A 14,342-nucleotide genomic window follows, 5' to 3' on the forward strand; every position below is an offset into this window, starting at 1 on the left:
CCTTGAGCGCGGGTGCGAGAACGGGGCGCGCGGCGCCGATGCGTTCCGAGCCGGCGATACGCACTGGCGCCGACATGGCCTCGATGTTGCGTAGCATTTTGACAGGCGATTCATTGAAGCGGAAGTTCTTGATCGCCGTTTTGATCCGCCCCTTTTCGATTAGAAACAGCCCATCGCGCGTCAGCCCCGTGTAGAGTATCGCCCGCGGATCGACCAGACGGATGTACCAGAAGCGCGTCACGAGGATGCCGCGCTCGGTCGAACGGATCATCTCGTCGAGCGTCGCGTTGCCGCCTGCCATGATGATGTTGGACGGTTCAGGCGTTGGATCGATCTGACGCCCGGTCTCTTCGCTCTTTTTCTTCGCCCAGTAGCGTGAATAGATAAGGTTTTCGAGCACGCCGTGGCGGACGAAATCGATCCTTTTTGTCGGCAGCCCTTCGTCATCGAACGGGTCTCCGGGCGCGGCTGCGTACTGTGGATCGGTATAGATGTGAACGCGCTCATCGAAGATCTTCTCTCCAATGCGATTGCCGCCGCCTTTGCGCGAGAAGAAGGAGCGTCCTTCGTCGGCAGCACGCGCGTTGAAGAAACTCATCATCAAGCCGAGCAGGTCGCCGACGGCGTTGGGTTCGAGGATGACCGTGTAGTTGCCCGGTTCAAGCGCCACCGGATTGCGGGAGCGTTCGGCCTTTTCCAACGCGCGTGCGCTGACCGTTTGCGCGTCGATGTCGCGCAAGCGATGCGAGATGTTGGAGGCCCAACCTGATCCCGTGCCATCAGGCGTGCGCACTGTGGTCGTCAAGGAGGTGAACGATGACCGATGATAACCGAAATTGCCGCGCGTGTTGGCCCGCGCTTCAAAAGCTCCGGCGTGATCGAACAAACCAGCGGCGACGAGGCTGCGCGCTTGTGCTGGATCGATGATCGCCGCAATGCCTTTGGCGCGCACGGCAGCATCGGCCTCGTAGGTCGCTCGATCGAATGCATCGCTTATCTCCGCGTAATCCTGCTTGCCGACGAAGGGCATCTGTTCGGGATCCTCGGGGCGCAAACGAGCGATCTCTTCAGCGCGCCGGACCACTCGTTCAAGGCTTCGCGCATCCGTTGCGTTGGTGGAGGCTGTGCCGCTTCGACGCCCGATGTGCGCACGGACGACGACGACGAGGTCTTCGCGGTCGCCGCTCGTGTTAGCGGAGTTTGCGCCAAAGCGCGTGTAGGCGCTGCGACCGCCGCGCAGCACGGCTTCCATCTCGTCAGCCTTTGAGAAGGATAGGGCTTTATCGAGCAATGCTTTTGCTTCGTTCGGCGTCAGCATCAGACTCTCCTCCCCGTGTTGATGATGTTCACGCGGCGGAAACGGGCTGGCGGGCAGCCGTGTGAAACGGCGTTGGATTGACCGGGCTCACCTTTACCGTCGTAAAAAGCGCCGCCCAGCATGTAGAAGTCGCGCGAGCCGACGGCATCGCACGAATTCCAAAAATCTGGCGTGCGTCCTTGGTAGGCGACGTCGCGCAGCATGCTGCCCAGCTTCCCTTTCTTGATCTCCCAGAAGACCTGTCCGCCGAATTGGAAGTTGTACCGTTGTTGATCGATCGAATAGGAGCCGTCGCCTTCGATATACACGCCATCTTCGACATCGGCGATCAGCTCTTCGATCCCGATGCGCTGATTGCCGGAAGCGGGCAGAAGATTGACGTTGGGCATACGCTGAAAAGCGATGGCGCCCCAGTTTTCAGCGTACGACGAACCATGCGACCGACGATGCCCGATCACTGCCGCATTGTCGCGCACGGTTTGCAGATCGACGAGGATCCCTTCGCGTATAAGATCCCATTCGGTCGTCTTTACGCCATCATCATCCCAGCCACAGGTGGCGAGCGCGAAACGTTGCGTCTTGTCGGCGCGCACGTTGACCACTGGAGAAGCGAAACGGAACTTGCCGAGCATGGCGAGCGTGACGAAAGATGTTCCGGCGTAATTCGCCTCGTAACCGAGAATTCGGTCCAGCTCGGTCGGATGGCCGATCGATTCGTGAATCGTCAACCAGAGGTTGGTCGGATGAAGCACGAGATCACGCCGCCCCGGTTCGACCGGCTTGGCCTCGTGCTTTTTGATCGCTTGCTCGACCGCTTTGGGCGCCTCCTCGATCAAGTTGTATTCGGCGACCACTTCGTACCCTTTGCCAACGGGCGACCCGAAACTGGCCCGCTGTTCGAAATTGCCTGTGCGCGAATTGACCGAAGTGACGGTGAAAGAGGGCCATGAACGGATCAGCGTTTGCTCGATGTATGAGCCTTCGGTTGAAGCGAAATACTTCTCCTCTTTGACGAACATCATGCGCGAGCTGACGAAGATCGGACCAGGTCCGCGCACGCCAAGCGCCGCTTCATTGATCTTCAGCAAATGGTCCACTTTCTCCGAAAGAGGGACGGTGAAGGGATCTCGTTCGACAGGCGTGGACCAGCGGGCGTTTGGGTATCGCTCGGTTGGCACGAGCGCGATGCGTCGCCGTTGAATGGCGCGGTTGGCGCGGGCGATTTCGACTGCGCGCGCGGCCACCCTTTCGATCTCGGCTTTGTCCACCTTGTTGGACGCGGCAAAGCCCCACGCCCCATCAACCAGCACGCGCACGCCGAAGCCGTTCGAGTCAGCGCTCGCGACGTTTTCGACGCGCCGTTCACGCGTGCTGACTACCTCGGTCGTGTTGCGGCTCAAGCGCACGTCCGCGTAGGACGCCCCGCGACGACGCGCAGCGTCGAGCGCCACGTCGGCAAGTTCTTTCATCGGATCGCTCCTGAAAAACACAAGGATTCTTCCAAGCTCGTAAGGCGCGTCTATTTTAAGACAAGTTCTCACGCGGAAAGCAATCCTTGAAGCGTGCTGCGGGTCGGCTAGACGTCAAACGGATTAATCTAGGCTCTCAAAGAGGACGGACGCCCTGTTCCCTAGCGAGGCGGTATTGACCGATCGGTTGAAGAAAGAGCCTCGTCGTTTTGCGCTTTTCGAGTTGACCGTTCGGTCGAATGGCGCTTTCTCGAGGGTCTGGGTTAAATCTCTTCGCCGTCTTTCCGGCACGCTTGAATTATTCCCATCACGTCGGCGAAGAGCGCGCCGTTGGTCGAAAGAGCTTCGCCGCCGCGCGCCGTTTGCTGCCCGCGCCAATCGGTGAAGGTCCCACCCGCTTCGGTCAGGATCGGAAGCAGCGCCGCGCAATCCCAATGGTTCATGATCGGATCGAGCATGATGTCGGCACGACCAGTGGCGACGAGCACGTGGCCGTAACAATCGCCCCATGTGCGACGCGCTTTGGCCTGACGTTGGAGTTCTTCGGCGGCGCGCCCCTTGCCGTGCTGGGCGCAGACGCCGAAGTCGGTCGCCAAAAGCAACGCGTCTTCAAGACGCGACGTGGTCGAGACGCGCGCGCGCACGCCGTTCCGAAAGCAACCGAGGCCGCGTGCGGCATAAACGGTCTCGCCAAGCGCAGGCAGGTGAACCACGCCGAGGATCGGTTCCGTAGCTTCCTCAAGCGCGACGAGCACGCCGTAGAGCGGTACGCCGTGAACGAAAGAGTATGTCCCATCGAGCGGATCGAGCACCCATTGTCGGCGCGTGCTTCCGGGACGCGCGCCTTCTTCTTCCCCGATGATGGCGTCATCGGGGAAGCGGCTTTCAATGCGTTCGCGCAGCAACCTTTCAGCTTCCCGATCGGCGGCTGTGACGAAAGATCCATCGCTTTTGCGTTCGGCCGTCACGCGCTGAAAGTACTTCAACGTCACATCGCCCGCCGCGCGCGCTGCGGCGACGGCGAATCCCAACAGGTTTTCAAGCTCAGCGGCGTTCATGTCGATCGCTCCGCCTTGGTCTCTTTCTGTGCGCTCGCTTTGGCGCGGCGGGCAAGCTCTTCGGCAATCTCATCCGGCGAAACGTCGCATTCGACCAGCATCACCAAAAGGTGATAAAGAAGGTCAGAGGTTTCGAGTACGATCTGTTGGCGAACGCCGTTCTTCGCCGCGATGATCGTTTCTGCCGATTCCTCTCCGATCTTCTTTAGGATCTTGTCGAGTCCTCGCTCGAAGAGATAGGTCGTGTAAGATCCGGTCGGTCGCTCGCGCTTGCGACTAGCGATGACTGCGTAGAGCTTCTCCAGCATCGAACCGATGGTCGGTTGGTTCTCTGCGCCGTTGCTTACGAGGTGGTGATGAAAGCATGAGCGTTGCCCGGTGTGGCAAGCCGGTCCGGTTGGATGAACGCGCACGAGCAACGCATCTTTGTCGCAATCGGCGATTATTTCCGCGACGCGCTGCGTGTTGCCCGATGTCGCCCCCTTATGCCACAGTTCGCCGCGCGATCTGGACCAGAACCACGTCTCGCCCGTTTCGCACGTCTTTCGCAAACTCTCGCGGTTCATGTAGGCGAGCGTCAAAACCTCTTGCGTCTCGGCATCCTGGACCACGGTCGGGATCAACCCGCGTTCATCGTATTTGAGATCCTCTTTGTCCATCATCTCTTCGCCGATTTTCGGTGAGTCGGTTGATTTTCAGCGTCTCGCTAGCGCACGACGACGCCGCGCGCGCGCAAATAGTCCTTTAGGTCGGCGATCTTGAGTTCGCCGAAGTGAAAGAGCGAGGCAGCCAGTGCCGCGCTCGCTCCGTTGGTCAAAGCTTGGTAGAAATGTTCGGGGCGACCGGCGCCGCCCGAAGCGATCACAGGGATACGCACCGCTTGGGACACAGCGCGGATCAGTTCCACGTCATACCCATCGAGCGTACCATCACGGTCCATGCTCGTCAGCAGTATTTCGCCTGCGCCCAGTTTTTCGGCATGCACGGCCCATTCCACGGCGTCAAGGTCGGTGGCGCGCCGTCCGCCGTGTGTGAAGACTTCCCAGCCACGGCGGTGATCTTGCGGGTCTCGCCTGCGCGCGTCGATAGCGACGACGATGCATTGGCTGCCGAAAACCTCTGCGCCTTCGCTGATGAGCGCGGGGCGTTGCACCGCCGCCGTGTTGATGGAAACCTTGTCGGCTCCGGCGCGCAGCACAGCGCGAAAATCTTCCACCGAATTCAATCCGCCGCCCACCGTGAACGGGATGAAGACTTCGTCGGCGACGCGGCGCACGAGGTCGGCGACGATGGCGCGCTTGTCGGCTGAGGCCGTGATGTCGAGGAAGACGAGTTCATCGGCGCCCTGTTCGTCGTACCGCCGCGCCTGTTCGACCGGGTCGCCCGCATCGCGCAGCGACAAAAAGCGTATGCCTTTGACGACGCGCCCGGCGTCCACATCCAAGCAGGGGACAATGCGTTTGGCCAGCATCGAAGGTTCACTCAGCCTCGACAAAGTCAGCGACGACGCGCTGCGGAATGATGGCGCACGCCGCGCCTTCGTCGAGAAGACGTTGGACAGCTTGGCGCCCGCGCGCCGTGTAGTCAAGCGTCCAGTCGTTGACCCACAGGCGAACGAAATCATCGGCCAGCGCCTCATCCATGTCGCGCGCGAAGTTCATCGCGTAGCGAAGCGCGTCCTCGCGATGTTCGAGCGCGTAGCGGACGCTCGCGCGCAAGTAGCGCGCGATGCGGCGCATCAACTCGGGACCGAGATCGCGGCGCACGGCATTGCCGCCCATCGGCAGCGGCAGTGCCGTGCGCTCGTACCACCATTCGCCGAGATCGATGACTTTGTGTAGCCCGAGTTTCTTGTAGAAGAGTTGTCCTTCATGGATCAGCAAACCGGCATCGCATCTGCCGTCGCGCACGGCGTCAATGATGCGGTCGAAGGGAACGACCTCGTAGGCGAACTCGCGCGAGAAGATACGCAGCGCGAGAAAGGCGCTCGTCAACGTCCCCGGCACGGCAATTTTGCGTCGTCCGATCTCTTCCGGCGGCAACGGCTCGCGCGCGACGACGATCGGCCCGTAACGCTCGCCGATGGAGGCGCCGCAGGGAAGAAGCGCGTAGCGGTCGGCGATGTAAGCGTAGGCGTGAAAGCTGATCGCCGTGACATCGTATTCGCCGCGCCGCGCGCTTTCGTTCAGCGTCTGGATGTCTTTCAAAACGTGCGTGAAACGCAGTTCGCCCGTGTCGATTTTGTTCGTCGCTAGCGCATAGAACATGAAGGCGTCATCGGAATCGGGCGAATGCGCGACGGTGATGGTTCGTGTCTGTTGGTGACTCATGTTTGAACGTGACCGTAATAAACCTTCGTTTCGTACTCGATTCGGACCGTGCCGTTCTCTTGATGCTCGGCGAACGTACGCTGAAGTTCGGCGATCATCGCGGCGAAACGCGGATCATCCTCAAGCGGGATGTAGGAGGCCGAAAGAAGTCTGCCGCACAATCCGTCGTAGTCAAGCGTTTGCTGATTGGCGAAAGTGGCCGCGCGGAATTCGCCGCCGAAGAAGCGGTGAAGCTCGCCTTCGGCGGAGCTTTCCGCTTCGACCCTTTCGTAGTCGGTCCCGAAACGCCGAAGCAGGCGATCGTAAGCTGCCAGAAATGGGCTGCCCGTGCGTTTTCGGAAGTTCCAAACGAGCACCGCCCAACCGCCGGGGCGCAGAATGCGTGCGAACTCGGCACGGGCGCGCACGTGGTCGAACCAGTGGAAAGATTGCCCGGCGGTGACGAAATCGACGCTCGCTGCAGGCAACGTTGTCGCTTCGGCTGTGCCAGCCACGCTGATGAACCGCGGATAGTCGCGCAGCAGTTCTTCCGCCATGCGCCGCATTTCGCTGTTCGGTTCGACACCGTAGACAGCGTTGCCGTGGCGAAGGAAGATCTCCGACAAGATGCCCGTCCCTGATCCGACATCGGCGATCACGCAAGTCGGCTCAAGACCCATCTCGGAGCGCATCAACTGCAGGAGCGCTGGTGGATAACTGGGCCGGTAGCGGGCGTAATTTTGCACGCGGCGCGAAAAGCGCGCCGCCGTCGGAAGCTCATCCAAAGGCTCGACGGGCATCTTCAAACCGTTTCCACGGCGAACCGTTCTTCGTTAACCGGACGGTAGAGCGTATCGCGCTCCACCGCTTCGAATCCAGCCTCTTCGATAAGCGCGATGATCTCGCGCTTGCTCATCTTGACCTCGTGGTTCACCTCTACCGAATAAGCTTCGGTCAGTTCGCTCCCTTCGGTGATCGTGCCGTCCAAATCGTTTGCGCCGTAGTGGAGCGCGACTTGGGCGAGGCGTTTCCCGAGCATCACCCAATAAGCTTTGATGTGCGGGAAGTTGTCGAGCATGAGCCGTGAGACGGCGATGGTTTTGAGCGAATCGATGCCGGACGGTCCCGGCAGATGCGCAAGCTGCGTCCCTTCGGGATTGAAGGCGAGCGGGATGAAGCATTGAAAGCCGCCTGAGCGATCCTGCTGCTCGCGCAGACGAAGCAAGTGATCGACGCGATCTTCTACCGATTCGATGTGGCCGTAGAGCATGGTGGCGTTGGTCTTGATGCCAAAAGCGTGCACTTTGCCCGAAAGCTCCAACCAGCGATCCGCATCGCACTTGTGAGCGCAAAGCCGCGAGCGGGTCGGCTCACGAAAGATCTCCGCGCCGCCGCCAGGACACGAATCCATGCCGGCCTCCTTCAACCTCACGATCACCTCTTCGTCTGACATCTTATAGAAGCGGGCGAAGTGGTCCAATTCAACCATCGTGAAAGCTTTCAAATGAAGCTGCGGATGGGCGCGCTTGATCGCCGACAGAAGGTCGGTGAAATAGGAGAAGGGCAGTTTCGTGTTCAACCCGCCGACAATGTGCAGCTCTGTTGCGCCTTCGCGCACGGCTTCGCCCGCAATCCGCACCGCTTCTTCGATGTTGTGCGTATAAGCATCGGCCGCCCGCGGCTTGCGGTAGAAACTGCAGAACTTGCAGTCAACGTAACAGACGTTGGTTGGGTTGAAATGGCGGTTGACGTTGAAATATGTGCGGCGTCCGTGAAGTTTGCGCCGCATGCGATCGGCCAACTTGCCGAGCGCCGTCAAGTCATCGGTCGCGAACAGCGCAAGCCCATCCTCAAAAGCGAGACGCTCGCCCGCTTCCACTTTGGCGGCGATTTCATTCATCTTGGGATCATGTGAGAAATTCATGTTCAATCTTCCCAGAGCCTCCTTGCGCTCGGAATGAACCGGCGCTTCGCCAGTTCCCCGAAAAAGAAGTCGTCCAAAATGTCAACGAGTGTTTCGCGGCACTCCCTTTCGGATCTCCAGTGCTCGACAAGATCGGCGATCCGGTCTGAAATCCCACTGCGATTTCCGCATGGCGGACCTCCAAGGAGCAGCGTCCCGTTTTCGATCCCCTTGGGCATCGCGTAGCGTTTGCAGCCGATTCGCCTCGCTCTCTGCGTTGAGCGTTTGCCTCATCGCAAAAATACCGCGCCGCCGAACGTGATGAAAAGGATCACGCTGACAAAGGCGTTGGTCGTAAAAAAGGCCGCGTTCAGCCGACTCAGATCATCCGCGCGCACGAGCCGATGTTGATAGATGAGCAGTGCGCCCGTCGCAATCACGCCGACGAGCGCGAGCGTGCCCAAATTGGTCAAGCGATATAGTACGACGAGCGCGGCGAAAGCTGCGAGGTGAAGCGCGCGCGCGATCCAGAGCGCACGTGCGATGCCGACGCGCGCCGGAATGGAACGAAGTCCAACGCGGCGGTCAAAGTCGTAATCTTGGCAAGCGTAGAGCACGTCGAAGCCAGCGGTCCACAAAAGCACGATAAGCGAAAGGACGAGCGGTACAACGCTGTCGATCGCGCCGCGCACGGCGATCCATGCGCCGGTCGGCGCGATCGACAAACACCAACCGAGCACGATGTGCGAAAGCGACGTGAAGCGTTTGGTGTAAGAATAGACGAGCACGCTCGCCAGTGCGATGGGCGCAAGCAGCAGGGTTAAGCGGTTGAGCATCGCTGCGGCTAGTAGAAAAAGGGCCGCTGAAGCAGCCGTGAAGGCGTAAGCGAACCGCAACGACACGCGCCCGGTCGGGATCTCACGCGAGCGCGTGCGCGGGTTGGCCGCATCGAACTGGCGATCGACGATGCGGTTGAACGTCATCGCGCATGAGCGCGCTCCCACCATCGCCGCTGTGATCCAGAAGGCTTGCCATGACGTGGGAGCGCCGCCAGCGGCGAGCACCGCACCGAGAAAGGCGAACGGAAGCGCAAAGAGCGTGTGCTCGATCTTGATCATCGCGAGCGTCGCGCGCAAGCTTTCGGTTGGAGCGCTCATAGCGGAGAGTTTGTGCATCATCTCACATGGGCTATTTTCGCCTATCTGCGAACGGAAAGCAAAGCTCGGCGTCTTCCCCCAACCGAGTCGGCGGGACGTCGAAGAGAAGACTCGTTTCTGGTTGCCCCGCTTTCGTTAGTTGAGCAGACGTCGTTCATCGAAACGTTGAAGTTTGAACTCGACAGATGGTCGAGGCGCGTCGTTCTTTGATGCGAGGCTCGACAAATAGCTCTTCGGCAAAGACGCGGAACGGTGAAAGCTCTTCGGCGTTTCTTATAGAAAAGAGGGGGTCGTTTGGCGGAGCGATTCAGCGTCGCAGCTCTTCAGCGATCATCTCGCGCACGTGGTGGGCCAACCTTTCAACATCCTCCTCGGTTGAAAGTCCCTGCGTGCTTACCGGCGGCAAAAAGACCATCTCGATGGTGCCGGGCCGAGCCATGCCCGTCCCTTTGCCCATCAGTTGATCCGTGTTCTTCATGGCGATCGGCACGATGGGCACGCCCGCTTCGATCGCCATGTAGAACGGCCCCTTTTTAAAGGGGAGCAATTGCCCGGGCAGCGCCCGCGTCCCTTCGGCGAAGATACCGAAGGATTGACCAGCGCGCACCTTGGCCGTCGCTTGGCGCAAAGTCTCGATGGCGCGCGCGCGATTAGACCGGTCGATCGGCACCACGCCGACGTAGATCATTCCTTGTCCGAGAATGGGAATTTTGGTCAACTCTTTTTTGGCGAGGATGCCGATCGGGCGCCCCGCATAGCAGAAGAGCGTCGCGGTATCGAGATAAGAACGGTGGTTCGAGATGAAGATGTAGGTCTGGTTTGGATCGAGCTGCTCTCGACCGCGCACGATGACCTCCACCCCGCTCAAGCGCAACCAGTTGCGCGCGCCCCAATGCGCCCACGGGTAAATCCATTCGGGCCGGTTGGCGAGCAGCGAGACTAGAAGCACCGGTGGCCCGAAGATCAACAGCAGCGCGGCGGCGACAAAGAGCGACCACCAATAGAAGAGCTTCCCCCGCAGACGCCGCGCCCAATTTGTGGTAAACTCGCGCGCACGCTCTTGATCGAACGCGGCTCCATCAACCGTTTCTTCGGAAGGAACATCGGGATGTTTCTGCATCGTCCAGCACTCGTCGCTCTTTCGCTCGTCTTTGCGTTCTCGCTCGTCGGCGCTGCCGCTCGCGTTCAAGGAGGAAGGGCCGACGTGCCGTCGCCGCGCAGCGCGCTCGGCTTCGTGCCCGGCGACGATCGCACCATCGCCGACTGGCGACAGATCACAGATTACTTTGCCCGGCTTGATCGCGCCAGCGACCGCGTCACCGTGCGCCAACTCGGGACGACGACGCTCGGGCGTCCGTTCATCGTCGCCTTCATCAGCGCCCCGGAGAATATACGAGAACTCGCTAAGTACCAAGAGATCCAGCGGCGATTGGCTGATCCGCGGTTGCAGCGCGACGAACGCGAACGCGACCGTCTCGTGCAGGAAGGGCGCGTTGTGGTTGCCATCTCCTGCTCGATCCACTCAACGGAGATCGTCGCTTCACAGATGTCCATGCAGTTGGCTTACGAGCTTGCCACCGCGGACGACGCGCAAACACGCGAAGTGCTGCGCAACGTCATTCTCATTCTCATCCCCTCGGCCAATCCCGACGGCATCGACATCGTCGCGAACTGGTACCGCCGGACGTTGAACACGCCGTACGAAGGGACGGAACCGCCCGAGCTATACCACCACTACGCGGGACACGACAACAACCGCGACTGGTTCATGCTCAATTTGCGCGAAACGCAACTGGTGACGCGCCTTTTCTGGCGAGAGTGGTTCCCGCAGATCGTTTACGATGTACATCAACAGGGAATGACAGGATCGCGCATGTTCGTTCCGCCCTTCTATGATCCTTTCAATCCGCACATCGCGCCGCTGCTATTGCGCGAGGTCGGCCTCATCGGTCACAAGATCGCTGCCGATCTTCAGGCAGCTGGCTTCCGCGGCGTGATTACCAATGCGATGTACGATACGTGGTGGCACGGCGGATTTCGCACGGCCCCTTATTATCACAATTCCATCGGCGTCTTGTCGGAAGCGGCGAGCGCGCGCTTGATGTCGCCCGTGACGGTGACGCGCGAGCAACTAGCTCAGGCGCGCACGCGCGGAATGGAATCGGCGCTCGAAGCGCGAACCAATTTCCCTGATCCTTGGCTGGGCGGCGTATGGCGCCCGCGCGACATCATGCAGATGGAGTTGATCGCCGCGCGCGCCGTGCTGACCATGGCGGCCAAATACCGCGAACGCTATTTGCGCAATTTTTACGAACTCGGGCGGCGCGCTCTCGCCTTGCCGGAGAACGCGCCCATCGCTTACCTGATCCCGGCAGGACAGGGGCGCGACGAGAGCTTAGCGAAATTGATCGCTACGTTGACGGAACAGGGCGTTGAAGTATATCGGCTGGATCGCGAGCTGCATGTTGCAGTCGCAGCTTCTAGGGAGCGAGAAGTGCCGACTGGAAGTTACATCGTCTTCTTGCGTCAACCGGGACGCGCCAACGTGCAGGCGCTTTTCGAACCGCAGCGTTACCCGAATAGGCGCTTGCCCAATGGCGAGGCTGAGCGCCCATATGATGTCGCCGGATGGACGTTGCCGATGCAGATGGGACTGGAATATCTTCCGATAGCTAGCATTCGAGAATCGGAGGGCGAGCGGCGCCTGACGTTGGTCCTAGGTGAAGCGGACGTCAGACGCGATCTCGCTCTGCCGCCGCGTGTAGATCAAGGTCGGTCGCCGATCCGCAATCCCATCACGCGCCCGGTGCGCGTCGGGCTTTACAAGAGTTGGACCGCATCCATGGATGAAGGATGGACGCGCTTCGTTTTCGACACGTTCAACATTCCCTACGCATCCATCCGCGATGCGGAGTTGCGTTCCGAAGCGAACCTTCGCGCCAAGTACGACGTCATCATCCTCCCTTCAATGCGCGTGCGTGAAATCGTCGAAGGGAACTCACCGGAGCGTTACCCGGCGGAATACGCTGGCGGCATCACGGAACGGGGAGTGGAGAATTTACGCCGCTTCGTCGAGGCGGGAGGCGTGTTGATCTGTTTCGATGCGGCAACCGAACTGGCTATCAAGCGATTCGGTCTACCGGTGCGCAACGTGCTCGAAGGCGTACGCTCTTCCGAATTCTACTGTCCGGGATCGATCCTCGCGCTCGAAGTTGACACGACGCACCCGCTAGCGCGCGGCTTTTCGTCGCGCACAGACGCTTATTTCATCAACAGCGCCGCTTTCGAGGTGACCGACCCGCAGCGCGCGCACACGGTGGCGCGATACGCGACGGAGAACGTGCTTCGTTCGGGTTGGGTGCTTGGCGAAGAGCGGATAAGCGGGAAAGCCGCGCTCGTCGAAGCGACGCTCGGACGCGGGCGCGTCATCCTCTTCGGTTTCCGACCGCAACACAGAGGACAGACATGGGGGACTTTCCCCTTCATCTTCAACGCGATCATGTCGGCCAGCGCAGAGTAGGGCTGCGGGCATCTCTTCGGCGCGTGCGGCATCAAATAGGTTGCATCCCGCCTTCGAAGACGCCGAAGGAGACGCGACCATGAAATATCTCATCGCCAAATGGCTAGCGTTTGCGCTCTTGGCTTGGCTGGTCGTGCCTCTCGCAGCGCAGACGCGACCGCGGCGCGTCGGAACGACGAACCAGCCGCCTGTGCAAGCGCCGCGCACCGAAGAGGTCGGCGAAGACGACGTCGTCCGCATCAACACGACGCTGGTGACCATTCCAGTGAGCGTCATGGATCGCGACGGCAAATACATCCCCGATCTGCGCAAAGAGGATTTTCGCATCTACGAGAACGGCGTTGAACAACAGATCGCCTACTTCGCTGCGGTTGAAAAACCTTTCACCGTCGCGCTCCTACTCGATACGAGCAGTTCGACGCGCTTTCGCATAGATGAGATTCAGAACGCCGCCATCGCTTTCGTCGAACAGTTGCGTCCAGATGACCGCGTCATGGTCGTTTCATTCGACGACAGCGTTCATGTGTTAGCCGAGGCGACGAGCGACCGGCGCACCCTGCGCAACGCGATCATGCGCGCGCGCACGGGCGGTGGAACCAAACTCTACGATGCCATCGACTTCATCCTTAATCGGCGGTTTGACAGGATTCAGGGGCGCAAAGCCATCGTCCTGTTTACCGACGGGGTCGATACCACAAGCGAGCGCGCCAGCTACGAAAGCACCTTGCGCGATGCTGAAGAAGCGGATGCGCTCATCTACCCCGTGCAGTACGATACGTTGGAGGATGTTGCATGGCCCTTGCCACGCCGTCCATCGATCATCATCGGCTGGCCGTTCCCCATTCCTTGGCCGACGCCCGGCGGAAGCGGGACGAGCCGCGCCGACTACGAGCGTGGCACGCGCTACCTCACAGAACTAGCCCGGCGAACCGGTGCGCGCAAGTACGACGCCGACTCGACGAGTTCGCTGGATCGAGCCTTTGCCTTGATCGCCGAGGAGTTGCGACGTCAATACAGCTTGGGCTACTACCCGAAGAATCCGCCGCGCGAGGGCGAGCGACGCCGAATCGCTGTGCGCGTCAACCGACCTAACATGGTCGTGCGCGCGCGCGATAGCTATATCTACAGCGCAACGGGAAATATCTTTTCGTCGGGCGGAGCGTCGAATGAGCCGGACCTGAAGCGACGTTTGACTCAGCAGAAGAACCGTTGAATTTGCGCGCTCTTTTTCTTGCGAGGTCCTTCGGCCTCACCTGAGAGCGTTCGTTACCGGAAAGCGCTGTTCAGTTCCTGCCGCGACGGTGCACAAGGCGCATCCCGTGCGGGACGTGCCGCAAGCCTGGGACGCCATCTCATTAACTGCGCTTGAGGCGGCGCCGGAGGCGAGTTCGCCGAGGGCGGAAAGTTTTTCAAGCTGCGCGCACTGCTGACGCAGCTTCTCTTGCTCTGCGATGTGTTGCGAGAAAGTTCGGCAACGTGGCGGCGAGCTTGTTCGGCCTGCGCCGCTGCGGTTTCGACCTTCTCAAGATAAGTGCGGTAGGTGAAATAGACGATGAAGATGATCGGTGCGGTGGCGAGAACGGCGAATAGACCGAAAGCGAGGACTAA

Annotated in this window: 13 protein-coding genes; 2 read left to right on the top strand and 11 right to left on the bottom strand. The window is 60.3% G+C overall.

Annotated elements, in window-relative coordinates:
- The 10 genes from C4334_RS13010 to C4334_RS13055 form a co-directional block, all read right to left on the bottom strand.
- The coding region (locus tag C4334_RS13010) for a TldD/PmbA family protein (protein WP_352432520.1) at window positions 1-1,318 on the bottom strand (1,318 nt) is incomplete at its 3' end.
- Window positions 1,318-2,787, bottom strand: coding sequence for a TldD/PmbA family protein (locus C4334_RS13015; RefSeq protein ID WP_352432521.1), 1,470 nt, complete (start codon window positions 2,785-2,787; stop codon window positions 1,318-1,320). The genes C4334_RS13010 and C4334_RS13015, both read right to left, overlap by 1 nt.
- Window positions 2,788-3,050: 263 nt before the next feature.
- Complete coding sequence (gene hisN, locus C4334_RS13020; protein ID WP_352432522.1) at window positions 3,051-3,845, bottom strand: histidinol-phosphatase; 795 nt, start codon at window positions 3,843-3,845, stop codon at window positions 3,051-3,053.
- The gene (gene hisIE, locus C4334_RS13025) at window positions 3,842-4,507 is read right to left on the bottom strand and encodes a bifunctional phosphoribosyl-AMP cyclohydrolase/phosphoribosyl-ATP diphosphatase HisIE (protein ID WP_352432523.1); all 666 of its coding nucleotides are present in this window, start codon (window positions 4,505-4,507) and stop codon (window positions 3,842-3,844) included. The genes hisN and hisIE overlap by 4 nt, the downstream gene beginning before the upstream one ends.
- 44 nt (window positions 4,508-4,551) lie before the next feature.
- Window positions 4,552-5,316: an imidazole glycerol phosphate synthase subunit HisF gene (hisF, locus tag C4334_RS13030; protein ID WP_352432524.1), complete on the bottom strand. Its 765-nt coding sequence runs from the start codon at window positions 5,314-5,316 to the stop codon at window positions 4,552-4,554.
- Window positions 5,317-5,323: 7 nt separating this feature from the next.
- Window positions 5,324-6,175: an MqnA/MqnD/SBP family protein gene (locus C4334_RS13035; protein WP_352432525.1), complete on the bottom strand. Its 852-nt coding sequence runs from the start codon at window positions 6,173-6,175 to the stop codon at window positions 5,324-5,326.
- The gene (locus tag C4334_RS13040) at window positions 6,172-6,954 is read right to left on the bottom strand and encodes a class I SAM-dependent methyltransferase (protein ID WP_352432526.1); all 783 of its coding nucleotides are present in this window, start codon (window positions 6,952-6,954) and stop codon (window positions 6,172-6,174) included. The genes C4334_RS13035 and C4334_RS13040 overlap by 4 nt, the downstream gene beginning before the upstream one ends.
- A gap of 2 nt (window positions 6,955-6,956) precedes the next feature.
- Window positions 6,957-8,054 (bottom strand): aminofutalosine synthase MqnE, encoded by a 1,098-nt coding sequence (mqnE, locus tag C4334_RS13045; protein WP_352432527.1) that lies wholly within the window; start codon window positions 8,052-8,054, stop codon window positions 6,957-6,959.
- Between the two features lie 293 nt (window positions 8,055-8,347).
- Window positions 8,348-9,235 (bottom strand): UbiA-like polyprenyltransferase, encoded by an 888-nt coding sequence (locus tag C4334_RS13050; RefSeq protein ID WP_352432528.1) that lies wholly within the window; start codon window positions 9,233-9,235, stop codon window positions 8,348-8,350.
- 286 nt (window positions 9,236-9,521) lie between these two features.
- On the bottom strand, window positions 9,522-10,334 hold the full coding sequence (locus C4334_RS13055) for a lysophospholipid acyltransferase family protein (RefSeq protein ID WP_352432529.1): 813 nt from the start codon (window positions 10,332-10,334) through the stop codon (window positions 9,522-9,524).
- Between C4334_RS13055 and C4334_RS13060 the strand changes: the two genes are divergently transcribed.
- Both C4334_RS13060 and C4334_RS13065 read left to right on the top strand, forming a co-directional pair.
- The gene (locus C4334_RS13060; RefSeq protein ID WP_352432530.1) at window positions 10,323-12,734 is read left to right on the top strand and encodes a M14 family zinc carboxypeptidase; all 2,412 of its coding nucleotides are present in this window, start codon (window positions 10,323-10,325) and stop codon (window positions 12,732-12,734) included. The two genes, C4334_RS13055 and C4334_RS13060, sit on opposite strands and share 12 nt — an antisense overlap.
- Window positions 12,735-12,813: 79 nt before the next feature.
- Entirely contained in the window at window positions 12,814-13,947 is a 1,134-nt protein-coding gene (locus C4334_RS13065; protein ID WP_352432531.1) for a VWA domain-containing protein, read from the top strand.
- Between the two features lie 53 nt (window positions 13,948-14,000).
- On the opposite strand, the gene C4334_RS13070 is transcribed toward C4334_RS13065, so the two are convergent.
- A partial coding sequence (locus C4334_RS13070; RefSeq protein ID WP_352432532.1) for a hypothetical protein occupies window positions 14,001-14,342 on the bottom strand: 342 nt, incomplete at its 5' end.

It is taken from the genome of Pyrinomonas sp. (genome assembly GCF_040289685.1).
GTDB lineage: Bacteria > Acidobacteriota > Blastocatellia > Pyrinomonadales > Pyrinomonadaceae > Pyrinomonas.

Excerpts from the sequence above, each read along its gene's own strand:
- C4334_RS13015 (WP_352432521.1), bottom strand. The coding sequence starts at position 2,787 with ATGAAAGAACTTGCCGACGTGGCGCTCGACGCTGCGCGTCGTCGCGGG.
- hisN (WP_352432522.1), bottom strand. The coding sequence starts at position 3,845 with ATGAACGCCGCTGAGCTTGAAAACCTGTTGGGATTCGCCGTCGCCGCA.
- hisIE (WP_352432523.1), bottom strand. The coding sequence starts at position 4,507 with ATGATGGACAAAGAGGATCTCAAATACGATGAACGCGGGTTGATCCCG.
- hisF (WP_352432524.1), bottom strand. The coding sequence starts at position 5,316 with ATGCTGGCCAAACGCATTGTCCCCTGCTTGGATGTGGACGCCGGGCGC.
- C4334_RS13035 (WP_352432525.1), bottom strand. The coding sequence starts at position 6,175 with ATGAGTCACCAACAGACACGAACCATCACCGTCGCGCATTCGCCCGAT.
- C4334_RS13040 (WP_352432526.1), bottom strand. The coding sequence starts at position 6,954 with ATGCCCGTCGAGCCTTTGGATGAGCTTCCGACGGCGGCGCGCTTTTCG.
- mqnE (WP_352432527.1), bottom strand. The coding sequence starts at position 8,054 with ATGAATGAAATCGCCGCCAAAGTGGAAGCGGGCGAGCGTCTCGCTTTT.
- C4334_RS13050 (WP_352432528.1), bottom strand. The coding sequence starts at position 9,235 with ATGATGCACAAACTCTCCGCTATGAGCGCTCCAACCGAAAGCTTGCGC.
- C4334_RS13060 (WP_352432530.1), top strand. The coding sequence starts at position 10,323 with ATGTTTCTGCATCGTCCAGCACTCGTCGCTCTTTCGCTCGTCTTTGCG.
- C4334_RS13055 (WP_352432529.1), bottom strand. The coding sequence starts at position 10,334 with ATGCAGAAACATCCCGATGTTCCTTCCGAAGAAACGGTTGATGGAGCC.
- C4334_RS13065 (WP_352432531.1), top strand. The coding sequence starts at position 12,814 with ATGAAATATCTCATCGCCAAATGGCTAGCGTTTGCGCTCTTGGCTTGG.